The 25,291-nt window shown below is 68.3% G+C and carries 20 protein-coding genes; 8 read left to right on the top strand and 12 right to left on the bottom strand.

From position 1 onward, the window contains the following. Positions 1-17: 17 nt before the first annotated feature. The 5 genes from ABJK40_RS01340 to ABJK40_RS01320 all read right to left on the bottom strand — a co-directional run bounded on the left by ABJK40_RS01340 (position 18) and on the right by ABJK40_RS01320 (position 11,340). On the bottom strand, positions 18-4,835 hold the full coding sequence (locus tag ABJK40_RS01340; RefSeq protein ID WP_348478676.1) for an NAD-glutamate dehydrogenase: 4,818 nt from the start codon (positions 4,833-4,835) through the stop codon (positions 18-20). Positions 4,836-4,937: 102 nt separating this feature from the next. Then, entirely contained in the window at positions 4,938-6,755 is a 1,818-nt protein-coding gene (locus tag ABJK40_RS01335; RefSeq protein WP_348478677.1) for an EAL domain-containing protein, read from the bottom strand. 108 nt (positions 6,756-6,863) lie between these two features. Further along, entirely contained in the window at positions 6,864-7,820 is a 957-nt protein-coding gene (locus tag ABJK40_RS01330; protein WP_348478678.1) for an electron transfer flavoprotein subunit alpha/FixB family protein, read from the bottom strand. A 19-nt stretch (positions 7,821-7,839) separates the two neighbouring features. Beyond that, positions 7,840-8,640, bottom strand: a complete 801-nt coding sequence (locus ABJK40_RS01325) for an electron transfer flavoprotein beta subunit/FixA family protein (RefSeq protein ID WP_348478679.1) — start codon at positions 8,638-8,640, stop codon at positions 7,840-7,842. Positions 8,641-8,802: 162 nt separating this feature from the next. Beyond that, entirely contained in the window at positions 8,803-11,340 is a 2,538-nt protein-coding gene (locus tag ABJK40_RS01320; RefSeq protein ID WP_348510123.1) for an FAD-dependent oxidoreductase, read from the bottom strand. A 109-nt stretch (positions 11,341-11,449) separates the two neighbouring features. Between ABJK40_RS01320 and ABJK40_RS01315 the strand changes: the two genes are divergently transcribed. Both ABJK40_RS01315 and ABJK40_RS01310 read left to right on the top strand, forming a co-directional pair. After that, entirely contained in the window at positions 11,450-12,205 is a 756-nt protein-coding gene (locus tag ABJK40_RS01315) for a GntR family transcriptional regulator (RefSeq protein WP_348478682.1), read from the top strand. Then, positions 12,202-13,059: a class I SAM-dependent methyltransferase gene (locus ABJK40_RS01310; protein WP_348478684.1), complete on the top strand. Its 858-nt coding sequence runs from the start codon at positions 12,202-12,204 to the stop codon at positions 13,057-13,059. Before ABJK40_RS01315 ends, ABJK40_RS01310 begins: the two co-directional genes overlap by 4 nt. A 119-nt stretch (positions 13,060-13,178) precedes the next feature. Here the strand turns inward: ABJK40_RS01310 and ABJK40_RS01305 are convergent, their stop codons facing one another. Both ABJK40_RS01305 and ABJK40_RS01300 read right to left on the bottom strand, forming a co-directional pair. Next, positions 13,179-14,285, bottom strand: a complete 1,107-nt coding sequence (locus ABJK40_RS01305; RefSeq protein ID WP_348478685.1) for an adenylate/guanylate cyclase domain-containing protein — start codon at positions 14,283-14,285, stop codon at positions 13,179-13,181. 248 nt (positions 14,286-14,533) lie between these two features. After that, a complete protein-coding gene (locus ABJK40_RS01300; protein ID WP_348478687.1) occupies positions 14,534-15,205 on the bottom strand; it encodes a hypothetical protein in 672 nt (223 codons plus the stop codon). 200 nt (positions 15,206-15,405) lie between these two features. Here ABJK40_RS01300 and ABJK40_RS01295 point away from each other — a divergent pair, with 200 nt between their 5' ends. Beyond that, on the top strand, positions 15,406-17,103 hold the full coding sequence (locus ABJK40_RS01295) for a formate--tetrahydrofolate ligase (protein ID WP_348478689.1): 1,698 nt from the start codon (positions 15,406-15,408) through the stop codon (positions 17,101-17,103). Between the two features lie 24 nt (positions 17,104-17,127). Continuing rightward, positions 17,128-18,084, top strand: coding sequence for a hypothetical protein (locus ABJK40_RS01290; RefSeq protein ID WP_348478690.1), 957 nt, complete (start codon positions 17,128-17,130; stop codon positions 18,082-18,084). Between the two features lie 66 nt (positions 18,085-18,150). On the opposite strand, the gene ABJK40_RS01285 is transcribed toward ABJK40_RS01290, so the two are convergent. After that, entirely contained in the window at positions 18,151-19,749 is a 1,599-nt protein-coding gene (locus tag ABJK40_RS01285; protein ID WP_348478692.1) for an MFS transporter, read from the bottom strand. Continuing rightward, positions 19,706-20,077 (bottom strand): RNA-binding S4 domain-containing protein, encoded by a 372-nt coding sequence (locus ABJK40_RS01280; protein WP_348478761.1) that lies wholly within the window; start codon positions 20,075-20,077, stop codon positions 19,706-19,708. Before ABJK40_RS01280 ends, ABJK40_RS01285 begins: the two co-directional genes overlap by 44 nt. 167 nt (positions 20,078-20,244) lie before the next feature. Between ABJK40_RS01280 and ABJK40_RS01275 the strand changes: the two genes are divergently transcribed. Continuing rightward, positions 20,245-20,592 (top strand): hypothetical protein, encoded by a 348-nt coding sequence (locus ABJK40_RS01275; protein WP_348478693.1) that lies wholly within the window; start codon positions 20,245-20,247, stop codon positions 20,590-20,592. A gap of 101 nt (positions 20,593-20,693) precedes the next feature. Beyond that, the gene (locus ABJK40_RS01270; protein WP_348478694.1) at positions 20,694-21,047 is read left to right on the top strand and encodes a helix-turn-helix transcriptional regulator; all 354 of its coding nucleotides are present in this window, start codon (positions 20,694-20,696) and stop codon (positions 21,045-21,047) included. A 57-nt stretch (positions 21,048-21,104) separates the two neighbouring features. Here the strand turns inward: ABJK40_RS01270 and ABJK40_RS01265 are convergent, their stop codons facing one another. Continuing rightward, positions 21,105-22,037: an acyl-ACP desaturase gene (locus ABJK40_RS01265; protein ID WP_348478695.1), complete on the bottom strand. Its 933-nt coding sequence runs from the start codon at positions 22,035-22,037 to the stop codon at positions 21,105-21,107. 90 nt (positions 22,038-22,127) lie between these two features. Then, positions 22,128-22,391 (bottom strand): hypothetical protein, encoded by a 264-nt coding sequence (locus ABJK40_RS01260; RefSeq protein WP_348478696.1) that lies wholly within the window; start codon positions 22,389-22,391, stop codon positions 22,128-22,130. 125 nt (positions 22,392-22,516) lie between these two features. Here ABJK40_RS01260 and ABJK40_RS01255 point away from each other — a divergent pair, with 125 nt between their 5' ends. Beyond that, positions 22,517-22,831: a hypothetical protein gene (locus tag ABJK40_RS01255; RefSeq protein ID WP_348478697.1), complete on the top strand. Its 315-nt coding sequence runs from the start codon at positions 22,517-22,519 to the stop codon at positions 22,829-22,831. A 48-nt stretch (positions 22,832-22,879) separates the two neighbouring features. Here the strand turns inward: ABJK40_RS01255 and ABJK40_RS01250 are convergent, their stop codons facing one another. After that, the gene (locus tag ABJK40_RS01250; protein WP_348478698.1) at positions 22,880-23,536 is read right to left on the bottom strand and encodes a TetR/AcrR family transcriptional regulator; all 657 of its coding nucleotides are present in this window, start codon (positions 23,534-23,536) and stop codon (positions 22,880-22,882) included. Positions 23,537-23,672: 136 nt separating this feature from the next. Between ABJK40_RS01250 and ABJK40_RS01245 the strand changes: the two genes are divergently transcribed. After that, positions 23,673-25,268 (top strand): DHA2 family efflux MFS transporter permease subunit, encoded by a 1,596-nt coding sequence (locus ABJK40_RS01245; RefSeq protein WP_348478699.1) that lies wholly within the window; start codon positions 23,673-23,675, stop codon positions 25,266-25,268. Positions 25,269-25,291 lie beyond the last annotated feature (23 nt).

Raw genomic sequence — 25,291 nt, 5'->3', positions numbered from 1 at the left:
CCGGGCAACTGGCACGGTCAGCCGACGGCCGACGTGGTGAGATTCCGGAGTTGGCGCAGCGCGACGGAGAGCGTGGTCAGGTCGTAGCTCTCGGCCCGGCGGATCTCCTGGTGCATCGCCACCGTCCTGGCGACGGCCCGCTGGTTCGCATCGACCCATGCCTCGGTCGTCCCGCTCTCGGAGCGCATCACGCGACGCGTCAGTTCGGCGATCACGTTCATCAGGTCGTCGCGCATCGACGAGCGGGCCTGGGTCTGCCAACGATCGGAACGTGGAAGCGCTCCGATGCCGTCCCACATCCACCCGATGTCGAACGCCTCGAACACCTCGCCGTAGACCGCGGCCGACCTGGACACGTCGCATCCCTCGTCGCGTGCGAGTCGGGTCATGTCGAAGGCGGTGTGCATCCACGGCCAGCGCGCCGACTGTGCGGCCAGGGTCGCAGGCACGCCCTCGTCGATCCGCCGGAGGCGCAGCCCTTCGATCTCCTCGGCGACCCGTCCGCCCATCGTGTCCTCCAGCGACTCCGACAGTAGTGCGATCCCCGCCGAGAAGGATCCGATCGCTTCCTCGATGTCCAGGGGCGGAGGCATGTGCCGCAGCAGCCATGCGGTGCCGCGCTCGCATATCCGACGGACCTCGAGGAGCAGGTCGACCTGGATGTCGAGTGAGATCGAGGTGCCCAGTTCGTCGATCTCGCGCCACCGTTCGCCGAAGTGGAAGATGTTGCGCGACGCCAGGAACGCTCGGGCCACGTCGGGGACCGACGCACCCGAGTCCTCGGTCATCCGATGGTCGAACGAGATTCCGGCCAGGTTGACCATGTTGTTCACCAGTCCGGTGGTGACGATCTCGCGTCGCAACCTGTGCCGGCGAAGGGCGTCGGGGAAACGTTCACGGAGAGCCGTCGGGAAGTACGCGAGCAGATCGGCCTCCAACACCGGCGACTCGGGCAGGTCGGTCGCCAGGATCTCGTCGATGTCCACGTTCTTCGTGTAGGCGATCATCACCGCGAACTCCGGCGCCCGCAGGCCACTTCCCGCCGACTGACGCTCCGCGATCTGCTTGTCGGTGGGAAGGAACTCGAGCGACCGGTCGAGCACACCGTCGTTCTCCAGCGCGTCGAGGTAGCGGGCGTGGACGTTGACCATCGGCAGGGCCTGGCCGCGAGCGATCATCAGGGCGAGGGTCTGGGCGCGGTTGTCGTCGAGCACGAGTTCGGCCACCTCGCCGGTCATCTCGACGAGCAGGTCGTTGCGCTGCTTCACGGTGAGGTCTCCGTCGCGCACGAGTTGGTCGAGCACGATCTTGATGTTCACCTCGTGGTCGCTGCAGTCGACGCCCGCCGAGTTGTCGATCGCATCGGCGTAGATGTAGCCACCGGCCATGGCGTACTCGACACGTGCGAGTTGGGTCAGCCCGAGGTTGCCGCCCTCGCCCACGATGCGGCAGCGAAGGTCGGTGGCGTCGACACGCAGCGAATCGTTGGCGCGGTCGCCGACCGCTTCGTGGCTCTCGGTCGACGCCTTCACGTACGTGCCGATGCCGCCGTTCCACAGCAGGTCGACCGGGGCGCGCAGGATCGCCGAGATCAGTTCGTCGGGCCGCAGCGACACGATGCCGTCGTCGATGCCGAGAGCGTCACGGACCGCGTCGGTGATCTCGATCGACTTCGCCGAACGGGGATGCACTCCGCCACCCGACGAGATCAGCGCCGAGTCGTAGTCGGCCCAACTGGACCGTGGCAGCTCGAACAGGCGTGCGCGTTCCTCGTGCGACGCGGCGGGGTCCGGGTCGGGGTCGAGGAACACGTGGCGGTGGTCGAACGCCGCCACGATCTTCAGGTGTGCGGACAGCAGCATCCCGTTGCCGAACACGTCGCCCGACATGTCGCCCACGCCGACCACGGTCATCTCGTCGGTGTCGACGTCCTTGCCGATCACCCGGGCGTGGCGTCGCACGCTCTCCCACGCACCGCGTGCCGTGATGCCCATCGCCTTGTGGTCGTAGCCGACGCTGCCACCGGACGCGAAGGCGTCGCCGAGCCAGAACCCGACCTCGCTCGCGAGTTCGTTGGCGATGTCGCTGAAGGTCGCCGTCCCCTTGTCCGCGGCGACGACGAGGTACGGGTCGTCCTCGTCGTAGATCACGGACTCCGTGGGCCGCACGACGTTCGGTCCGTCCAGGTTGTCGGTGACGTCGAGCAACGAACGGATGAAGCGGCGGTAGCGGTCGACTCCTTCGGCGCGCACGGCGTCGCGGTCCTCCGGCGGGGCCGAGCTGTTCTTGATGACGAAACCGCCCTTCGCTCCCACCGGCACGATCACCGCGTTCTTCACCATCTGGGCCTTGACCAGACCGAGCACCTCGGTGCGGAAGTCCTCCGGACGGTCGCTCCATCGCAGCCCGCCGCGCGCCACACGACCCCCCCGCAGATGGACGCCTTCGACCATCGGGGAACACACGAAGATCTCGAACATCGGGCGCGGTTCGGGGAGGAAGGCGATGTCGCGCGACTTGAACTTCACGGCGATCTCGTCGGCGAACCCGTCGCCGACTGTGTCGTTCTCGTTGCGTCGGTGCCGGAAGGCGTTGGTGCGCGACGTCGCGTCGATCAGGGTGAGGATGGCCCGACAGATGCGGTCGTCGTCGAGCGACGGGATCTCGTCCAGCGCAGCGAGCGCATCGGAGCGGATCTCGTCGGCGAGCAGCAGGCGGGTGACGGCGTCGATGTCGGTCGTCGGGTCGAATCGGGTGTCGAACAGTCGGGCGAGCAGGCTCGCGAGCCCGGCGTGACGCACGATCGCCTCCTCGACGTACGAGCGACTGAACGGGAACCCTGCCTGGTGCAGGTAGCGGGCATAGGTGCGCAGCACGGCGACCTGGCGACGGTCGAGGTTCGCGGCGATGATCAGCCGGTTCAGACCGTCGGCTTCGACCGTGGCGTTCATCAGGCCGGCGAACGCGGCGCGCACCTCGGACTGCTGGGTGTCGTCACGTCGCGTGCCGAACGTGGAGCCGGCGTCGAGGCGCACGCCGATGTCGTAGAGGTGGACCGCACCATCGGGGAAGTCGAATGCGTAGGGATGTTCGTCGACGGCGTGCAGCCCGAGGTGGTCGAGCAGCGGCACCAGCTCGGCGATCGTCGACGCCACCCCGCGTCGGAACACGCGGAATCGCCACTGGTTCTCGGGCGCGTCGACGGCACGACCGAGCGAGGTGGAGAGCGATTCCGTCGAGTCGGGCTCGGTGTCGAGCAGACGGGCGACGTTGACGAGGTCGCTCGTGGACGCTTCGGGGGCGACGCGTGCGCGGTAGTCGGTCGGGATCGCATCGCGCACGGCCGCGAAGGTCGAGCGGCCTCCGATGTCGCCGAGGACCTCGCAGATCGCCGTCTCGGCGCGCTCGTCCCAGGTCGTCGACACGTCGTCCACCGCCGCCGCCAGCCGCTCGAGGTCGACCCGATCGCTCGACCGTACGGTCATGGTGATCCGCGCCAGCGAACTGGCACCCACCAGGGTGTGCAGGTCACGCGCCTCGCTCGCGTAGTGCTTCTCGACGAGGTGACGGATCTGCTCGGGGAGAGCGGACTCGAAGCGGGCCTGGGGGACGTACACGAACACCGTCGTCCAGGGGCCGACCGGTTCAGCCACCTCGAAGACCCGGACGATGCGGCGTTCCTGCAGGCCGACGATGTCGATCACCAGCTCGGCGAGGGTGTGGGAGTCGAGCTCGAAGACCACCTCGCGCGGAAGTGTCTCGACCACGTGCTTCACGGATCGACCGAGATGACTCACCTCCGACGTTCCCGCCAGGTCGAGGATCTCGCGTGCGCGGTCGCCGATCGTGGGGATGGCGAACACGCTCTCGCGGTAGGCACCACTTCCGAGCAGGCCGACGAAACGGTGCTCGACCGAACCGCCGTCCGTCGCGGGCCTGATCGAGATGCACGTCATCCGCGCCGCCCGGTGGATGGTCGACACCGCTTCGGTCCGCGCGATGACCGTCCGGTCGTCGCCCGGCTTGGACGGCGTGGTCGGATCGGATGCGTCGAGGCGTGCCTCGGGCCGGTACTCGCCCAACTCGGTCCCGGGCTGCAGTCGCAGGGTCGGGGTGCCGTCGTCGCCGATCAGCCGGTCGAAGCTGGCGGCTCCGAGCAGCACGAAGTGCTGGTCGCCCAGCCACTCCAGGAGGCGGTCGCCATCGGCGAGCGAGCACATCCGGTCACGCATCGGGGCGAAGTCGGCGACGACCCGCATGACGTCGTCGATGGCGGTGGCGACGTCGGCCTCGAGTCGTTGTTCGAGGTCGGGTGGGCACCGGTCGAGTTCGATCAGCACCCACGCCTCGACGACCCCGGCGTCCGACGCGTCGTCGGACGCGCCACCCCCGGCCCTCGTGTCACCGACGGTCGGATCGGCGAAGCGGACGATCTCGTCGTTGCCGTCGCGCACGAAGCACAGCGTCGGGTGGACGAGGAGGTGGATGCCGAGGCCGTGGCGGTCGAGCACCATCCGGACCGTGTCGACGAGGAAGGGGACGTCGTCGGTGACGAACATCAGCACCGATCGCTCGGTGCGCCACCCGTCGCGTTCGGCCTTCGGCGACAGGACCCGCACGAGGACGTCACCGTGGGCTCGCCGCCGACCCAGGGTCAGGTGGGTGACCGCCGCCGCGTACGCGTCGTCGAGTCGTCGGTCGTCGGCGTCCTCGTCGGGCAGTTCGCGGTAGTAGCGCTGGATGAACTCGCGGAGGACCTGGTCGTCGGGTCTGCGCTCCTGGGCCATGGCCGCGAGCTTGGCGAGCGTCTCGGCCACCTCGGTGTGTACGTTCACGATTCCTCCGTCACCGCCCCGCCTCGTTGCGCGGCCATGATGCGACCGACAGTAGTCCGGCCCGGGCGAACACCCGTCCCGCGAGGGTCGCCGCACGCCGGCTCAGTCGACGAGGAGGGCGGACACGGCCGGGCGCAGGACCGGCTGGAACCGCTGCACGCAGAGCGTCTTCGACGGGCCTCCGTAGTAGTAGCCCTGCACGACGCGGATGCCCGCCGACGCGACCGCCCGGGCCATCTCGTCGGTCTCGACGCCTTCCGCCACGAGACGCAGGTCGAGCCGCTCCGCGAGCCCGACGACCGAGTCGACGATCGCCGCGTCGCGCCGATGGTCGCCCATCCTGGAGACGAAGCGTCGGTCGATCTTCAGTTCGTCGACGTCGAACAGGTCGAGCCGGGCGAGCGACGACGACGCCTGGCCGAAGTCGTCGAGCGAGAGTGACACGCCCGACGATCGGATGCGACCCGTCGTCTCCGCGATGCGCGTCGGACACACCTCGGCGTCGAACTCGACGACTTCGAGCGTGAGCCGGAGCGGGTCGAAACCGGTCGTCATGAGGACCATCTCGAGCTTCGAGACGAACTCCTCGCTCTGGATGTCGGCGACGGTCACGTTGACCGAGAGTCGGAGGTGGCGCGGCCAGGACAGGGCCTCGTGGATGGCCTGGCGGACCATCACCACCGAGAGTTCGCGCTGGAGTCCGGCGAGGTCGACGTGCTCGAGGAGTTCTCGCGCACCGACCAGACCGAAGCGCGGGTGCATCCACCGCGCCAGCGCCTCACCGCCGACCACGTCGCCCGAGATGATGTCCACCTGCGGCTGGAACCACGGCGCCACGTCGCCGCGACCCAGCGCACCGGGCAGGTCCTGCATCAGGACGATCCGGCGCTCGCTGTGCGGGTCGTCGGCGGGCCGGTACCAGGTCGGGCCGGTCCCGTCCCGCTTGGCCCGGTACATGGCGATGTCGGCGAACCGGAGGAGCGAACCCGGCGGGGCCTCGTCGGTGTGGGCCATCCCGATCGACGCCCTGACGGACAGCGACACCGCGTTCACCCACATCGCCGGGCCGAGGCACCGCTCGACCGCCGAGGCGAAGGCCGTGGCGCGCGACGCGTCGCCGTGCACGATCGCGGCGAACTCGTCGCCACCGAGTCGGACGACGACGATGTCGTCGTCGAGGCCCGCCAGGCGCATCGCGACCTCGCACAGCACACGGTCGCCGAGATCGTGGCCGAGCGTGTCGTTGATCTCCTTGAAGTTGTCGATGTCGAGCAGGAGCAGCGCACACGGCGACGGGCGTTCGTCGAGGTCGTCGAGTGCGCTGCGCAGCACGCGCCGGTTCGGAAGCCCGGTGAGCGAGTCGTGGTCGGCCTGGTACCGGGCGGCCACCGCCACCTCCTCGGCGAGGATCAGCGTGCCGCTCCGATTGAAGGCGATGTGACCGACCATCAGCATCCCCGCGCCGACCGCCAGCGGACCCGCGCCGAGGTCGTGGATCAAGGCCGGCGCGACCAGCGTCGCAGTCGTCAACATCGCGAGCGCTCGGTGCCAGCGCACGGGGAGGTACGGACTGTTCGACCCGAGCGAACCGATGGCGACGATGCTGATCGCCAGGTAGCCGGCGGGAGCGGTGACACCGATGACGAACATCAGCGTGTGCTCGACGACCAGGTAGTTCGCGACCTCCTCGGTGATCGAGATGTTGCGCCGCCGGACCAACGTCGTGGAGACGAGCTGGACGACGGCGATCATGAGTGCGAGCCACCACCGATGCGGCCCGAACGGAAGGAGGCCGACGAGCAGGCAGGCGGCGACGGTGAGCACGATGCGCTGGCCGATGGGGTCGGGACGCTGCCACGGACCCGGCGCATCGCGGGACAGCCGCGACCGTGGTCGGGCGCGTGGGGGTGCGGAACTCACAGCCGGTCATCGGTGTGAAGTCGGTCGAGATTGAATGCCACCTCCCCGACGAGACGACTTCTTGACTCTCTGGGCCGGCGGTCGCGGCACGACCCGATCCGACCGACGTCAGGTCGCGTCGGTGATCGCCGGCAGCACGTCGAAGAGGTCGCCGATGATCGCATAGTCGGCCTTGACGACCATGTTCGCCGCGGGGTCGGTGTTCACGGCGAGGATCTTCTTCGCCGCCTTCGCCCCGACCCAGTGCTGGATCGCACCGCTGATCCCGCAGGCGATGTACAGCTGCGGCGCGATCCGCGTGCCGGTCTGGCCGACCTGATCGGAGTGCGGGCGCCACCCGTTGTTCGTGACCGCCCGGCTGCACCCGACCACGCCGCCGAGCTTCGCGGCGAGTGCCTCGAGCACGGCGAATCCCTCCGCCGAACCGACGCCGCGGCCACCGCCCACCACGACCGGGGCTGTCGCGAGCGTGACGCCCTCGGTCATCACGATCCGGTCCCGGATCAAGGTCGCCGCCGACGACTCGGGCAGGGTGACGTCGAGGACCTGGACCGTCGCCGTCGCACCGGCGACCGGTCGGGCCGCCTCGACGGCGTGGGGCGCAACCGACAGGATCGGCATCGACGAGGCGAGCCGTGCCTCCTCGTTGAGCGAGCCGCCCCACTGGGTGCGGGTCATCTCCCAGTCGTCGGCGGTCTTCACCTCCAGACAGTTCGCGACGAAGGGCAGGTCGAGTTCTGCTGCTGCGTACGCGAGCACCTCGTTGCCGCGGTCGGATCCGGTCGCCACGATCGCCGACGGGGACAGCAGGCCGGCGGCCGCCGCCACGGCGCCGCCGTGGGCGTCGGGTCCGTAGTCGGTGAGTGACTCCGTCGCGACGTGGTGGACGGTCACGGCGCCGTGTGCGGCGCACTGGTCAGCGAGACCGGCCGCGTCGGCACCGATCAACAGCGCCTCCACGCGCACCCCGAGCTGCGATGCGATCCCGCCGGCGAACTCGAACGCCTCGAGCGACGAATCGGCCATCCGGCCACGATCGTGCTCCACCACCACGAGCACGCTCACGACGCTCCCCCGTCGTTGCTCATGACGACGACCCTTCGGGCCAGAGGCCGAGTTCCTTCAGCAGTTCGACAGCCCGGGGAGCAGCGTCGGGGCCGTTGCCGAGGATGATCGTTTCGGTCACCTTCTCCGCGGGTCGATGCAGACGGACCATCGTCTGCCCGCCCGGCGCTGCATCGGACGACACCGTGTCGACGGCGAGCTTCTTCGAGGCCAGTCGACCGCGCATCGTCGGATAACGGGGCCACGTGATGCCCTCTTTCACGCCGATCGCGCACGGCATCGGGAGCTCGTAGACCTCGAAGCCGTCGTCGGTCTCGCGGCGGGCCGCCAGCATCGCTCCGGCCCCGTCGACTCCCGGGTGGATCTCGACGCCCTTGATCGCGTTGACCATCGGCCGTTCGAGCGCTCGCGCCACTCGGATGCCGACCTGGAAGCCGCCCGAATCGGCCGACTCGTTGCCGAACACGATCACGTCGAATGCGCCGTCGGTCTGCTCGATCGAACGGATCGCGTCGATGAGCGCGCGAGCGGTCCGCTGCGGGTCCCACGCCATCGTCCCGACGTCCACCAACGTGGCCTTGGTGATGCCGATCGACGCCGCCCACCGACACTGCTCGTCGGCTGCGGCCACACCGAGCGTCAACGCGTGCGACTCTCCGCCGTGGGCCTCGACCAGCTGCACCGCCAGTTCGAGAGCGCACTCCTCGTGCGGCGAGATCGTGTGACCGAGGTTGGTGTCGTCGACGGCCATGCCGTCGTCGGTGATGTTGATCCTCGAGCCCGGCGCCGGGACCCGCTTGGCGCACACCAGAACTCTCATCTACTCATTCCAGTCGGTTCGGTGATCACTGCGGCCCGGGTGTTCGGTGTCAGACGTCGTTCACCCGGTTCTCGATCGAATGACCCGTGGTCGGTCGGGGTGAACGACGTCTGACGCCGAACACCCACCAGACACCGAACACCCACCAGACACCGCATCGGGTCAGCCCTTGAGCCTGGTGTCGTCGGGATCGAAGGGGCCGTCGGTGCCGACGACGGTGACCGGGAAGAACTCGTTCATGTACATCGTCTGCAGCTTCGTCCCGGGCGTCGCCATGTCTCGTGGGACGTATCCCATCAGGATCACCTTGCCGACCGACGGTCCGTAGCCCGCGGTGGTCACCCTCGACACCCGTCCGTGGGAGTCCACCAGCGTGTTGCCGTCGAGGTCGCAGATCGGCTCGTTGCCACCCTGCATCCATCGGACCCGGCCCTGCGAGTCGGTCTGGTCGTCGACGGTCATCGTCACCATCAGCACCTCGGGCTCACCGGCGTCACGGGTCGCGGAATAGGCCTCCTTGCCGATGAAGTCGACCGACTTCATCTTCGGACGGGCGAGGCCGGCTTCGAGCGGGTTGTACTCGCTCTCCAACTCGGCGCCCTGCAGGCGATACCCCTTCTCGACGCGACCCGACGTGCCGTACACGCCGCCGCCGGTCGGGCGGATCCCGAGATCCTCACCCGCCTCCATCAATGCGTCCCACAGCGCCGGCGCGTCGTCCCACGCCACGTAGATCTCCCAGCCCGTGTCACCGACGTAGGAGATGCGGAACAGCGTGGCCGAGACGTCGACGCCGCCGCAGCGCAACGTGACCTCGACGAGCGAACCGTACGGCGAGCCCTCGTGCGACAGGTCGGCGTCGGTCAACTTCGCGAGCACCGCCGGCGCGTTCGGCCCCCACAGGCCGAGCGTCGACACCTCGAGGGTCCTGTCGGTCACCGTGACCGAGCCGTCCTTGGGCATGTACTTCCTCATCCACGCCAGGTCGCGTCCTCCGTCGAACACGCCGGTGACGACCGTGACGACGTTCTCGGCGGTGCGATGCATCGTGAGGTCGGAGTGGAACCCACCGTCGGGGGTCAGCCACGGCGTGTAGGTGGCGCGTCCGACCGGGCCGATCTTGTTGACGCTCAGGTAGTCGGCGAACTCGACGGCACCAGGCCCCGAGATCTCGAACTCGTGGAATGCGGACAGGTCGACGAGGCCGACGTTCTCGCGCATGTTGAGGTGCTCGCCGACCGTGATCGGACTCCACCAACGGTTGTCCCACTCCACGTCCCGTTCGGCGATGCCGTGCCGTTCGACGAGGTCCTGGTTCGAGCCGTACCACTGCGGGCGCTCCCATGTCCGGGCCTGGAAGAAGAACGCATCCAGCGCCTGCTGCCGCTCGAAGAGCGGCGACACCTGGAGGTTGCGGCGGTTCTCCCACTGCTCGGCCGGGTGGACGATGCCGTAGGTCTTGTTGAAGTGCTCGGAAGCCCGCGACCAGATGTGTTCGTCGCTGCGCTCCTGGGCGTAGAACCGGGCGATGTCGGCGCCGTGCGCATCGATCACCCTCGGGTAGCCGTAGGTCATCCACTCGGCCACGACCTGCGCCATGCCCGGGCCCTCCTTCACCCACACGGCGGCGGCCGACCAGAGGTTGCGGACCTCGGTGGTCTCGCCGAGGCACGGCATCGCGTCAGGGGTGAGCGAGAGCAGGCCGTTGATCGCGTACTTGATCTCGGCGTCACCGAGCATGTCCATCAACTCGATCGCCTGCTCCATCTGATCGTCGAAGTCGTCGGGCGTGAACGGCATCTCCGTCGGGCTGAGAGCCGCCTCCTCGTTGGAGGGAATGTCGTCGGGGTGGTGCAGGATCGGACGGTGGGCGTACGAGCCGACCTCCATCGAACCCGACGACTGGCGCTCGTAGCAGAACGTGTCCATGTCCCGAACGATCGGGTAGCTGATCTCGCTCCGGGTCTCGGCGAGGATGTCCATCGGGCCGACATCGGCCATCTGGTGCACGGCAGGAACGAGCGGGATCGTGGCGCCGGCCATGTTCGCGATCCGATTGGACCAGACGCCACACGCGATCACGACGTACTCGGCCTCGATCCGGCCCTTGTCGGTCACGACCGCCACGACCTTCTGCAGGCCGGTACCGGGCTCCTCCTCGGTCTCGACGTCGAGCACCTCGGTATTGGCGAATACGCGCAAGTCGCAGGTGTCCACCGCCTCGTTCCGGAAGAGCGTGCCCGTGTCGAGCGAGTCGACCACGCTCACCGTCGGGCAGTGGAACCCGCCGAGGATGACGTCGTCGTTGATGAACGGCACCAACTCCTTGACCCGGCCCGGGGTGAGCAGTTCGGCCTCGACACCCCATGCCTTGGCCGAGGTCATCCGCCGCTGGAATTCGTCCATGCGCTCCACGGTGCGAGCGACCTCGATGCCGCCGGAGTCGACCGAGCGTTCGGCGTCGCGGTACTGGTTGGCGCTCTGCACGCCGAGCAGCGCCATCTCCTTGTTGTGGTCGACGGGGAAGATGAAGTTCGACGCGTGCCCCGTCGAGCCGCCCGGGTTCGGGAGTGGGCCCTTGTCGAGCAACACCATGTCGGTCCAACCGAGTCGGGCGAGATGCCCGACCAGACAGTTGCCGACGATGCCGGCACCGATCACGACGACCGTGGCGGTGGTCGGGACTTCCTGCTCGCTCATGTTCTCGCTCGTTTCGACCAGTTCGACGGTGACCGCACCTGTTGTGGTGTCCGACCCCGGTGTGTTGGACACCCAGGTGTGCTTGACAGTGGTGATATATCAACAGAGTATGACGGTCGTGTCAACCGCTGATTCCACACACGTGTCGCTCGCGGAGCGCGCGTACGACGAGATCCGCCGCATGATCATCCGTCTCGACCTCGCTCCGGGTGACGTGGTGCGCGAGGCCGAGCTGCAGGCGGTACTCGACATGAGTCGCACGCCGATCCGCGAAGCGCTGCAGCGCCTGGCGCGCGACCACTTCGTGTCGGTGATCCCCCGGCGCGGCATGTTCGTGGCGGCGATCCAGATCGACGAATTGGCGATGCTGTACGAGACGCGGGCGATCATGGAGCCCTACGCCGCACGTCTGGCGACCCGACGCGGCACGCAACGAGACTGGGACGAGATGGCCGACGTGCTCGCCGAGACCGCACGTCCCGGCACGCTTCCCGGAGAACTCCTGGAACTCGATCGCCGGTGCCACGAGATCATCTGGCGGGCGTCGGGCAACCGGTTCCTCACCGACACCCTCGACGCGCTGTACGCCCAGTCGGACCGCCTCTGGCACATGTACCTCGCCGACGTGCACGACATGGGCCATGCCGTCGACGAGCATGCGACGATCCACGCCGCACTGGTCGACGGCCGAGCCGACGACGTGGCAGACCTCGTGCAGAATCACGTGAACTCCTTCGATGCGCAGGTGCGTGCCGCCGTCGCCGAACGGCTCGGCACGCCGATCCCGCCGCCGGACTCGCATCGCACGATCGAGCTCGCTGCGTTCGTGCGGGAGTCCGCAGAGCACGAGGGGGTCGGACGATGAGCGTCAACGAGGCGCTCCTCGCACTGGCACGCGGCGATCGTGCCGAGGCGCTCGAGTCGTGCGACCGGGCATCGACCGACCTCTCCCGGCACCTCGCCGATCATCTGCGCTCGCACCCGGGCACCGGCGTCTACGTCGACCCCGCCGCGTTCGAGAGCTTCATCTCCGGCGGATCCAACGTGGCCCTCTACGCGTCGACGATCGAGATCCTCGCGGCGTCGAACGATCGTCGAGCCCTGCGCTCGCTGCTCGACATCGGCTGCGGCGACGGCCGGATGACCGCGGCGACGGTGCCGAGGTCGTGCGAGAGCGTGCACCTCCTGGAGCCGTCCCACTCGATGCTCGAGTCCGCGATCGCGCGCTTCGCCGACACGGAGATCGAGATCGAGTCGTCGTCGACCACGGTGCAGCAGCTCCTCACCGATCGCCCCGATACTTCGTGGGACGGCGTCCAGGCCACGTTCGCCTTGCACAACGTCGCCGCACCGGAGCGTCACGACGTGTTCAGGACGCTGGCGTCGAGGACCGGGGCGCTGGCGATCGTGGAGTTCGACGTCCCCGCGTTCGAGGACCACTCCGTCGCTCACGCCGAATACGCCACCGCCACCTACGAGGCCGGAATCGCAGAGTACCGGGACGACCCGTCGGTGATCGAAGGATTCCTGATGCCGGTCCTCGTCGGACAGTTCGACCCCGAGCGCCCCCGGCACACGTACGAACAGCCCGCGGAATCGTGGGCCGGCGAGCTCGTCGACGCCGGTTTCACGGACGTCACGACCACTGCGGTCGCACCGTTCTGGTGGGCCGACGCGGTGCTCGTGGAAGCCGCCGGGCACCGACCCGACCGCACGTGAACACCCGGTCTCCCCGGCTCTCGGTCCGACCCTCGACCGAATCGCATGCGTCGTCGAGCCGCACGTGAGGGGCCGTGCCACACCGCGATCAGAGCACCGGCGACGCGATGATCACGCGGTCAGAGCCGCGCCCAGTCCATCGGGAACACGGTCGCGTCACCGATGCCCTTCAGGTGGACCCGGCGCGGTGCCCCGAACACGATGTCGCCTCTCGACGCGATGATCTCCCTGGACAGCGACGACACGAGGATCTCGCCACCCTGGGCCAGGTTCGCGACGCGTGCCGCCACCACGACGTGCTGACCGAACAGGTCGCCGTCGGCATCGGCGAGCACCTCGCCGGTGTGCATCCCGATCCGGATGCGAACGGAGCGGTCAGGGTGCTGACTCGAATGTGCGGTGAGGTCACGCTGCACGTCCATCATGCAGTCGAGCGCCTTTCGTGCACCACCGAACGAGAGCATGAAGCCGTCGCCCTGGTTCTTGATGATCGTGCCGCCGTGCTGCGCCACGCGGTTCGACACGATCCGATTGTGGATGGCGAGCACGTCGAACCAGGCCTGGTCGCCGAGTTCGACGTTGCGCTCGGTCGACGACTCGATGTCGCTGAACACGATCGTCACGGTGCCCTGGTCGACGGGGAGCGACCGCACGTCGACGCCGTCGTCCTGGGCGCTGGCGGCGACGATGTCGATCGAGGAGCGCCGGAACCCCTCGGCCTCGGGCCGAGGCCGCTGCACCGGGAACGGATCGGCCGACCCACCCGGTGACGAGTCCACCCGAGGAGCGCCGGACGAAACGGGTGGAGGCGGCGGATTCGGCGGGGAACCCGGACCCGGGTCCGATCCTGCGACAGCGGTGCGGCCGGGGTCGACGGCACGAATCGACCCGTGCACGAGCGTGCCGCGGCCTGCGTCGCCGGTGCGCACCGTCACGTCGAGGAGTGTGTCCAACACGATCGTCGTCTCGCCGCAACGCACGACGTTGCCCGGTCCGAGAGCGGTCGGCCGGTCGAGGCGCCGACCGTCGATCGTCGATCCGTTCGTGCTTCCCAGGTCGGTCACCACGACGCGCCCGTCGGCGACGTCGAGCGACAGGTGTCGGCGGGACACCTGGGGGTCGGCCAACAGGAGGCCGTCACACTCTCGACCGACGACCAGAGGCCCGCGGACCGAGACGTACAGCGTGGTCTGATGCGGCTGTTTGATCTCGACCACCGGGTGCACGACGCAATGGTAGAAGACCGGGTCCGCCCGACCGTCGCCATCTCCGTCCGTCACCCGGTCGACCCACTCCGACGAATGCGACGGGAGGCACTCCGATGAAGGTTCCACGAACGCAGCGCACGAGCTGTGTGCGCCACCCGCCGACGACACGCTCGCCGCGGTGGCGGCCGTGCGGGCCGACGACGAGTCGGTCGGGACCCGAACACCCGACGGCGGTCGAGGCCGGGGTCGAACGGGCGGTTCGACTGTCAGGTGAACGCGAATGCGATGATCGCCACGACCCCACAACCGGACGTGACGCCGAGGAGCATCGAGCCCACCAACGGCAGCCATCCACCGACGACACTCCGATCGGTCGGCAGTTCCTCGGAGGTCCAACGAGGGTCGGCCGCGATCGCTGCGAGTTGATCGCGGTGGACCAGGTCGTCCAGCACCGCGACCTCGCGCTCCGCAGGATGCAGCTTCAACGCAACGGGCGCCGTCTTCAGGTTCGACGCGATCGAGGTCGGAGCGAGGAATGCCACACGTCTCGGACCATCGACGGCCAACGCCGTCGCCACGACGATGGAGGCGCCGTCGCCGAGCGGGTCCGATCGACTGGCCAGGAAGCCGTCTGCGGACCCGGCTTTCCGACTGCGTACCGTTCGGCCGGCAACCCCGACCGGGTCCACCTCCCCACGAACGATCGACCGACTCGCGACCTCGACATCGGTGATCAAGCGGGACTGGGCTCGCCGGGACCACGCCGCGAAGCCGAAGCTGCATGCGAGGAACACGAGCAGCGCCGTGAGCATCACGCCGATCGTGACCTCGGGAGCCGTGTCAGCGTCGAGCACGAGGACGAGACCGAGGAACATGCCGATCGCCATCGACTGTGCGACGACGAGTCGGCGGGTGACGGACGACAGATCGTTGAGCATCGACTCAGGGTATGAATCGGGTGCGGGCGGACCGGCGCGAACCGACCGGGGACGTCTCCCCTTCCTCGACTCCTCGGCGTCCGACGCCTCACGAACCGGTTCGCCATCGAGTGGGCGTCGACCTTCGTTCGACACATGGCTCACTGTTCTGTATAGTGGAACCGTTCCACATCGTGGACCAACCAGAACGGACGCCAGACATGAGTTTTCCTTCGGACCTCGAGATCGCCAGCACGGCCACGCTGCGCCCGCTGACCGAGATCGCATCGGCGTCCGGCATCCCTGCCGAGTGCATCGAACCCTACGGGACGGGGGCCGCCAAGATCGGCCTCGACGCGATCGAGAAGATGGCGGACCGACCCTCGGCCAAGTACGTCGTGGTGTCCGCGATCACTCCGACACCGCTCGGCGAAGGCAAGACCACCACCACCGTCGGCCTCGGCATGGGCTTCAGCCACATCGGCAAGCGCGGCGTGATCGCCGTCCGCCAGCCGTCGATGGGCCCGACCTTCGGCATCAAGGGCGGCGCGGCAGGCGGCGGCTACAGCCAGGTGGTGCCGATGGAGTTGCTCAATCTGCACCTCACCGGCGACATGCACGCCGTGACCGCCGCGCACAACATGTGCTCGGCTGCGCTCGACGCCCACCTCTACCACGGCAACGAGTCCGGCCTGGACGTGTACAACATCACGTGGCGTCGCGTGATCGACGTGAACGATCGGTCGTTGCGCAACATCACCATCGGCCTCGGCGGACGCCTGGACGGCGTGCCGCGCGAGACCGGCTTCGACATCACCGCCGCATCGGAGGTGATGGCCACCCTCGCCCTGTGCACGTCGCTGCAGGACCTGCGCGAGCGCCTCGGACGCATCGTCGTCGGCTACAGCAAGGCCGGCACGCCGGTCACGGCGGACGACCTGAAGGTCGCAGGGTCGATGGCGGTCATCCTGCGCGAGGCGATCAAACCGAACCTGATGCAGACGCTGGAGAACACCCCGGCGCTCGTGCACACCGGTCCGTTCGGCAACATCGCGACCGGCAACTCCTCGATCGTCGCCGACCGCATCGGCATCCACATGGGCGACTACCTGATCACCGAGGCGGGCTTCGGAGCGGACATGGGCGCCGAGCGGTTCTTCAACATCAAGTGCCGTGCGTCGGGTCTGGCACCCGACGCCGCCGTGCTCGTGGCGACCGTCCGTGGCCTCAAGGCCCACTCCGGCAACCACCACATCGTCGCCGGCAGGCCGTTGCCCGAGGACCTGTTGAAGGAGAACCCCGACGAGGTGCACCAGGGCGGCGACAACCTGCGCAAGCAACTCGAGAACATGCGCATCCACGGTTGCACCCCGGTCGTCGCGATCAACGTGTTCCCCGGCGACCACGACGGCGACATCGCTGCGATCGAGGAGATCGCCGAGGAGTTCGACGCTCGCTCGGCGGTGTCCACCCACTTCACCGAGGGTGGTGCCGGAGCGAAGGATCTCGCCCAGGCCGTGGCCGAGGCGGCCGAGGAGGAGTCGAACTTCCAGTTGCTCTACCCCGACGACATGAGTCTGCGCGACAAGATCATCACCGTCGCCACGAAGGTCTACGGAGCGGACGGTGCCGAGTTCTCGCCCGCGGCGAACCAGCAGATCGACAACTACGAGGCGAACGGGTTCGGCACCCTGCCGGTCTGCATCGCCAAGTCGCACCTCTCGCTCTCGCACGACGCGAAGTTGAAGGGCGCCCCGACCGGCTGGACGCTGCCCGTACGCGAGGTCCGCGCCTCGGTCGGCGCCGGCTTCGTGTACCCGATCTGCGGCGACATGCGCACGATGCCCGGGCTCGGCCAGACCCCGGCGCTGCAACACATCGACATCGACGCCGACGGCAACATCGTCGGCCTCGACTGAACCGGCACGGAGACGGAGATCACGATGTCCGCCCGAGCGATCGAACTGGCGACGAAGAACGAACCACGCCGCACGCGGTCGCGCACGAGCGCACTCCTCCCGCCCGGCCCGTCGACCCTGCGCCGACTCGTGGCCGACGCCAGGGTCGAACTGGTCCCGATGAAGTCGCTCGAACGGGCGGCGAGGGAACTCCGACCCGGGTCCCACGTCTCGATGACGTGTTCCCCGGCGAGGTCGATCGAGGCGACGCTCGACGAGTCCGAGCACCTCATCACCGCCGGTCATTCGGTCACTCCACACATTTCGGCGCGGATGGTCCGGACCCCCGAACACCTCGCGGCGATCCGGGCGCGCCTCGTCGCCCTCGGCATCCGCGAGATCTTCGTGGTCGGTGGCGATGCCGGCGAGCCCGGCTGCTACTTCGACGCCATCGAGTTCATCGAGGCCCTCCTCGAGGTCGACGACGCTCGAGGCCCCGAGCACCGCCAGATCGGCCACATCGGCCATCCCGCCTACCCGGACACGCACCCGTTCATCACGACCGAGCAACTCCACGAGGCCCTCCACCGCAAACAGGAACTGATCCTGGCGACGGGCCGCACGTCCCACGTGTCCACCCAGATGTGTTTCTCGGCCGACCAGATCCGGAACTGGCTGCGGATGGAACGTGCATCCGGATTCACGGTCCCCGTCCACCTCGGTGTGCCGGGCGTGATCGACACGGCGAAGCTGATGACGATGGGCGTCCGCCTCGGAGTGGGCACCTCGCTGCGCTACCTGACGAAGAACAGGAGGGCGCTCGGCTCGCTGATCTCCCAGCGATCCTTCGAGCCCGACAGGCTCCTCGCGCCGCTCGCCGACGACCTCGACGAGTTGGGCATCGACGGGATCCACCTGTACACGTTAAACCAGGTCGACGCGACCGAACGCTGGCGACAGCGGACCCTCGCCCGAAACCAAACGGTGTCTGACACCGAATGACAGACCGATCCATCCGGTGTCTGACACCGTTTGGATCACGCAGAAGCGACGAGGCCGTGCGGTCGTTCAGTCGCCGTCGAGGGGCGACACGGGGGCGGGGCCGTCGTAGATCTCGCTCGTGATCGGCGACGGGTGCTCGCGCTCGTCGCCGCGCGGCCCGGCGGGCGGCCGCATGCCGCTCTTGGTCGCAGCGCGGCGCACCGGGTTGATCACCAGGTTGATCGCCATCGCCCCCGCTCGGGCCGGGAACGGGATGAACTCGCGCTGACGCTCGAGCGGTTTGGTCTCACGGAACACGATCCGGAACCCGACGTACACCACGATCACCCCGAGCACGACCGACAGCGCCCAGAAGAACCACTGTGACCCGAATCCGGAGATCAACGGTGCGGTGGCGAGCGGACCGACGAGTGCGCCGGCGCCGTTGATCCGGATCAGAGTCCCCGACGCCCCCACGAGCTTGCCGTCGGGCGTCCAGTCGAGCGCGTACGACACGACGAGGGAGTACAGCGGGAACATCATGCCGCCGAGCAGGATCATCAGGCCCGCAACGGCGAGGCCGCCCTGCGGGAGCACGGCCATCGTGGCCGCCACCGCACTTCCCACGACGGCCACCGCGAAGATCACCCGGCGACGCGGGATCTTGTCGGAGAGCCGACCGATCGGCCACTGGAACACGATCGCGCCGATGGTCGGGGCGACGAGGAAGAAGCCCGTCCGCTCGATCGTGAGTCCGATCCGGGCCGCGTACACCGCACCCAGGCCGAGCAGGATGCCCGCTGCCGACCCGCTCATGAACGATCCGACCACACCGGTCGGCACGACGCCGATCAGTTCACGGATCGAGACCGGCTCGGGGACGGTGACCACCGGTTGTCTGGTGGTGGCCGCCAACGTGATCGGCACCAGCGACATGGAGACGAGCACCGACGAGACCACGAAGAGCTGGAAGCCGCTCGGGTCACCGATGGCCACGAGGTACTGGCCGATGCCGAGCCCTCCCATCGACACGATCATGTAGATCGCCAGCGTTCGACCGCGGTTCGACGCGTCGGTCATCTCGCCGAGCCACGACTCGATCACGATGTACAGCCCGGCCATGCAGAACCCGAACACGAACCTCATCAACGTCCAGGTGAGAGGGACGACCGAGATCGAATGGATGAGCACCGCACTCGACGCGGTCGATGCCAGACCGGCGAACATCCGGATGTGGCCGATCTTGGGGATCCGCGGGACCACGAGGCTCGGCGCGAGCAGGAAGCCGGCGAAGTAGCCCGCCATGACGACGCCCGTGACCAGGACACTGAACCCCTCGGCGGTCGACCGGATGCCGATGACCGCACCGTTGAGGCCGTTGCCGACCATCATCAGGGCGAGGCCGGCGAACAACGCCCACAGACCACCCATTCCCGTGGCCACCGGGCGCGGTTCGTCGACGAATCCGGTGCCGTCCGGGGCACCCGATGCCACGGCGGTCGCGTTCCAGTCGGTGGCAGTCAGGGCCGAGAGGGTACTGCGCGGGTCGCGTCGAACACGACGCCGGACATGCCGCCGACCGGTGACGTCGAGACCGGCGACGGCGAGGATGGCGATGACGGTGACGGTGATGGGGTCGTCGTCATCGTCGCTGTCCGCGCAGTTGGTCGATCTTGCGACGGTCACGCTTCGTGGGGCGACCCGTGCCGCGGTCACGCTCGGCGAACACCGCGACCTCGGGGAGGCGCTCGGGCGGCGGGGGCGAATGATCGACGAAGCAGCCCTCGGCCACGGCGGCACCGACACGTTTCGCGATCACGTCGGTGACGACGACGATCCGCTGGCGTCCGGCGAGTCTGGCTTCGATCCTGTCGTCCACGACGATCTTCGTGGCCGGCTTGGCCACCTTGCCGTTGACCTCGACTCGACCGCCTCGACATGCAGCCGCAGCATCGGCGCGGGTCTTGGTCAGTCGTACCGACCACAACCACTGATCCACACGAGCCGAGTCCACCACCTCCCCAGCCTGCCACCCCGACTCACGATGCGCTGCCACCGAGAACCCGGGTGCGTAGTATTTCTCGCACAGGGGTTGACATCCACGCATTGCGTGATAAAGTACGCATTACGAACACGCACCGGGCAACGACGCCAGGTCGCCATCCACACAGGAGTCATCCCATGAACGTCCCCACCCAGATCACCGAGAACTTCGACGCCGCCACCAAGACCTTCGTCGACGCCAACGAACGTGTCCTCGACACCGTGGTCAGCGTCAACCGTCGCCTCGTCGACACCGTCGTGCGCATCAACGAGAGCATCGTCGACCGAGCCCCGAAGGTGGAGCTGCCGATGGCCGACAAGCTGCCCGTGACGTTGCCGACGCCGGCCGAGTCCGGCGCCCGCTACATCGACTTCGTCGAGCGTGCCGCCTCGGTCAACCGCGACTTCACCGCCAAGGTCGTGGCGCAGCTCCCGACCGGCGTCGCCGCGACCGCCAAGACCAAGGCCACCAAGGCCGCCAAGTGATCCGTTCCGCCTCGGGCGGCTCGTGACGACCACGTGAGATCCCGGACCTCCCCCCGGTCCGGGATCTTTCGCGTCCCCACTGAACATAGGATCGAAGCGACATGAGCGAGACCCCCTCCCCCGCCAGCGCGTTCGGTGAGTTCATCAAGAGTCAGCGCAAGCTGGCCGCACTGAGCCAGCGCGAACTCGCCAAGCTCGCAGACCTGTCCGACGCCTACCTCTCCCAGCTCGAACGCGGCCTGCACGAGCCGTCCGTGAGGGTGCTCAACGGACTGTCGGACGCGCTCAACGTGCCCGCCGATCGGCTGCTGCGCTTCCTCGGACGCAACAGCGAGGCCGACGCCGACGCGGTGACCACCGAGAAGGCGATCCTGCTCGACGACGATCTCACCGACGTCCAGAAGCAGTCCCTGCTGGACATCTACCGCAGCTTCATCACGGCCAACAACATCTGAACCCCGCATCCGATCCGGCGACATCCGTCCCGGATGACAGCAGGTGATGGCAGCGGTTCAGGCGTGTTGGAGTTCGGCGGCGCGATCGCGATCACGCTTCTCGCCGTAGCGCTTGGCGACACGCTCACTCGTGGCCATGCGCTTCATCAACCGCTCCTGCGCCGCAGCGCCCTCGCCGGTGAGCCCGCCGATGTTGGCGGCGTCCCACTGACGCAGCACGACCGGAGCGAGGATCTGCTCGTGGTGGATCTGCAGGTCGTAGATCCCGGCCTTCGCGATCCGCTTGGAGTGTTCGTCGAAGCCGGGGATGCCGGTGCCGGGCATCGCGAACGTGCGGACCTGCTTCTCCATTGCGATCATCATCTCGTTCGGTGCAGCCTGGACGGCGGCGGCGGCGAGGTCGCGGTAGAAGAGCTGGTGCAGGTTCTCGTCGGCACACACCCGCTTCATGACCTCGTAGCCGACGGGGTCACCCATCTGCAGGCCGGTGTTGCGGTGCGAGATGCGGGTGGCCAGTTCCTGCAGTGCGAGGTAGACGAAGCCCTCGTGGAGCGTTTCGGGGTTGGGCGTCTCTCCCAGCGCCACCTGCGCCATCCGGCCCCGCTCGAGTTCCACCAGATCGATCGCACGGGTGGCGGCGAGGTAGCCGTAGATCACCATCGAGTGGCGACCCTCCTCGGCGGTCCACCGACGCACCCAGGTGCCCCACGGACCGTCGGCGCCGAAGAGCGACTCGACCGTGCGGAAGTAGTACGGCAGGTTGTCCTCGGTGAGCAGGTTGACGTAGAGAGCACTGCGCACCTCGGGCGTCAGTGCATGACCGCCGAGGTCGGCGTCGGCCTCGGTCCACTGGTGCCCCGGTTCGACGTCGCGGCCGCGGGCGTGCGGTACGTGCTCGTGGGGGAACCACTCCTTCGACGTCTCGAGATGGCGTTCGAGGAGCTGCTCGACCACGGGCGTCAGCTCGAAGAGGATCTGCTGGTCGTTCACAGGGACCAGCCTACCGTCCGGTAGGTAGGGCGTCCATCGCGACCGAGTGATTCCCATGCGCCACCGAGGCGGACGGTCGCTTGCTGCGCGTCAGGCGGGAGCGAAGATCGGTTCCCCGGTCTCGAGCAGGGTCTTCATCCCCGACAGGATCGTCACCCAACCGATCTCGAGGTGCGCCGCAACCTCCGTGTCGGGCAGGTCCTCGTGGACGCAGGAGAGGAACGTGACCCCCGGCATCGGCATGAACGGCTCGAAGATGCCGAAGGTGACCTTCGACTCCGGGAGCGCGGCGACGTCGGGCGCCCACAGCCCGTTGAACGTGGTGACGAGCTCTCTGCCGGGGTCGACGTCCACGATGGTTCCGGTGATGACATCACCGCCTCCGGCCTCTCGCTGAGGCGGTCCTGGCCGGACGCATCGGCCGCTACCAACTGCACGCGGCCATCCAGTCCGTCCACAACCGTCGAGCGCCGACCGGAGTGACCGACTGGGCGTCGATCGCTGCGCTCTACGACGGGGTGGCCGGCCTCGATCCGACCATCGGCACACTCGTGGCTCGCGCCGCCGCCCACGCATCGGCCAGTGGACCCGACATCGCGCTCCGCCTGCTCGGCGAACTGCCCGCCGACCGCACCGCCGACTACCGGCCGTACCACTCGATGCGGGCCCACTGCCTGGCGGGCGCCGTCCGGCCCGAGGCCGCCGGCGCGAGCGCTCGACGCGCCATCGAACTCACCGAGGACCCGGCCGTCGGACGGTGGTTGAGGTACACCCACCTCGGCGACAGAACCTGAGCTGCTCGAGCGTCGCGGACCGGTCGGTCCCGGCCGTGCCGTGGCGTCTCAGCTCCGACTCGATCGATCCCGCGGCTCGCTCCGTGGTGTCGGACCGAGGAGTCCGTGGACGATCAACCCGGTGAAGCGCGCCGCACGGTCTTCGACGTCGACGGACGTGAGGCCGAGCACCTCGTCGAGTTGGGTGAACTTCGCTCGGAGCTGGACGAGTCCCTGCACCATCGCCCAGCACAGGCGTGCAGCGTCGGTCACGTCGATGTCCGGGTTGCGTGACTCCGCGATGTCGGCGATGGTCGACTCCAACAGGCCGTAGGCACGGAGTCCGGCGGACTGGAGATGGGCGTCGTCGGCATCGACCACGTCGTCGCGGAACATCACCTCGCAGTGCCCGGGGTGGCGAACGCCCACCCGGACGTACCCGCGACCGATCGCCTCGAGCCGCTCGACGGGGTCCTCGACGCCGCTCGCAGCCGTCGAGGTCTCGGCGTACAGCGTCTCGAATCCCTCGATCGCCACGGCCGTCAGCAGGCCGCGGACGTCGCCGAAGTGGTACCCGGGCGCAGCGTGGGACACTCCCGCCCGCCTGGCCACCTCGCGCAGGCTGAACGCGCCGAGACCCTTGTCGACGATCACGTCGACCGCCGCGGCGCGCAGCGTGTGCGGAAGATCCCCGTGGTGGTACGGGCCAGGTGTGCTCACGGTCACCCGGTCAGTATGCCCAGATCATCTTGACGGTGTCACCTTCGATCTTTACAGTGTCAACCGAGGCTTCATGACACTGTCAAGTCGCCACGGAACCCGATCGGCAGAACCGCCGAACACCATCCACGCAGGAGTCACGATGTCCATCACCCCCGAAGCCCGGCCGCTGGCCGCAACCGACGTGGCGTCCACCACGGACCGAAGCGGTGCACCGCCCAGCGATCCCCGACGATGGGCGATCCTCGTCGTCGTGTGCGTGGCGGTCTTCGTCACCACGCTCGACGGGCTGATCGTCAACATCGCACTCCCGACGCTGTCGACCGAACTCTCGGCGAACACGCGACAGCTCCAGTGGATCGTCGACGCCTACCTCCTCGTGTTCACCGGGCTGCTCCTCGCAGCCGGTGGGCTCGGCGACCGGTTCGGTCGCAAACGGACGCTGATCATCGGCTTGACGGTGTTCGGCGCCACCTCGGCCTACGCCGGGACCGTCGGAACGGCCGGCGAGCTGATCGTCGCCCGCGCGCTGATGGGCATCGGTGCCGCAGCGATCTTCCCCGCGACGCTCGCCATCATCACCAACGTGTTCACCGAACGCGGCGAGCGCGCCAAGGCGATCGGGATCTGGAGCGCGACCAGCGGCGTGGGTGTCGCCGCCGGGCCGATCGCGGGCGGTTGGCTGCTCGAACACTTCTGGTGGGGGTCGATCTTCTTCGTCAACATCCCGGTGGTCGTCGTCGGCATCGCCGCGACGATTGCGATCGTTCCGGAGTCGCGGGACGAGTCCACACCGCCACTCGACCGAGGCGGGCTGGTGCTCTCGATCGCATCGATCGCCGCACTCGTGTTCACCATCATCGAGGCGCCCGTGTACGGCTGGCTGAGCGGCATCGTGTTGGGTGGGTTCGCACTGTCGGCGGTGCTGCTCGCAGCGTTCATCGCATGGGAACTGCGCGTCCAGCATCCGCTCCTGCCGGTGCGCATCTTCGAGAACCTGCGCTTCAGCGCCGCCAGCGTGTCGGTCACCTCCGCGTTCTTCGCGCTGTTCGGCTTCGTGTTCCTGATCACCCAGTACTTCCAACTCGTGCGGGGCTACACGCCGCTGCAGGCCGGCGTGCGCACGCTGCCGGTCGCGTTCTCGATCGCCGCTGCGTCCGTTCTCTCGCCGCGCATCGTCGAGCGGGTCGGCACCAAGGTGGTCGTCGCCGGCGGGTTGGCCATGATGGCGGCCGGCTTCGTGTGGGTGTCGACGGCCTCGGCGCAGACGCCCTACATCGAGATCGTCGGCCAGATGCTGCTGCTGGGACTCGGGCTCGGGTCCACGACCGCACCCGCCACCGAATCGATCATGGGCTCGCTCACTCTCGACAAGGCCGGCATCGGATCGGCCGTCAACGACACGACGCGCGAACTCGGCGGCACGCTCGGCGTCGCAGTCGTCGGATCGGTGTTCAGCTCCGTCTACGTCGCGGCGCTCGCCGACAGCTCGACGGTCGCTGCCCTCCCCGATGCCGCTCGCGCTGCGACCGAGGAGTCGGTCGCAGCCGCCGGCACCGTGGCGCCGACGCTCGGGGAACTGGCCGGTGTCTACCTCACCGACGTGAGCGACGCCTTCCTGTCGGGTCTGTCGGTCGCCTGCCTGGTGGTGGCGGGTGTGGCCGCAGCTGGATCACTCTTCGCCCTCCGCTACCTCCCCGCACGCGAACGTCCGACCGACGAGCCCGCGACCGGGTGACCTCCGCCGGCGAGCAACCGGCG

The sequence above is a fragment of the Ilumatobacter sp. genome (genome assembly GCF_039969435.1).
Classification (GTDB): Bacteria; Actinomycetota; Acidimicrobiia; order Acidimicrobiales; family Ilumatobacteraceae; genus Ilumatobacter_A.
This window is presented reverse-complemented; position numbering and strand designations above follow the sequence as displayed.

Excerpts from the sequence above, each read along its gene's own strand:
- ABJK40_RS01325 (WP_348478679.1), bottom strand. The coding sequence starts at position 8,640 with ATGAGAGTTCTGGTGTGCGCCAAGCGGGTCCCGGCGCCGGGCTCGAGG.
- ABJK40_RS01320 (WP_348510123.1), bottom strand. The coding sequence starts at position 11,340 with ATGAGCGAGCAGGAAGTCCCGACCACCGCCACGGTCGTCGTGATCGGT.
- ABJK40_RS01315 (WP_348478682.1), top strand. The coding sequence starts at position 11,450 with ATGACGGTCGTGTCAACCGCTGATTCCACACACGTGTCGCTCGCGGAG.
- ABJK40_RS01310 (WP_348478684.1), top strand. The coding sequence starts at position 12,202 with ATGAGCGTCAACGAGGCGCTCCTCGCACTGGCACGCGGCGATCGTGCC.
- ABJK40_RS01300 (WP_348478687.1), bottom strand. The coding sequence starts at position 15,205 with ATGCTCAACGATCTGTCGTCCGTCACCCGCCGACTCGTCGTCGCACAG.
- ABJK40_RS01295 (WP_348478689.1), top strand. The coding sequence starts at position 15,406 with ATGAGTTTTCCTTCGGACCTCGAGATCGCCAGCACGGCCACGCTGCGC.
- ABJK40_RS01290 (WP_348478690.1), top strand. The coding sequence starts at position 17,128 with ATGTCCGCCCGAGCGATCGAACTGGCGACGAAGAACGAACCACGCCGC.
- ABJK40_RS01275 (WP_348478693.1), top strand. The coding sequence starts at position 20,245 with ATGAACGTCCCCACCCAGATCACCGAGAACTTCGACGCCGCCACCAAG.
- ABJK40_RS01270 (WP_348478694.1), top strand. The coding sequence starts at position 20,694 with ATGAGCGAGACCCCCTCCCCCGCCAGCGCGTTCGGTGAGTTCATCAAG.
- ABJK40_RS01245 (WP_348478699.1), top strand. The coding sequence starts at position 23,673 with ATGTCCATCACCCCCGAAGCCCGGCCGCTGGCCGCAACCGACGTGGCG.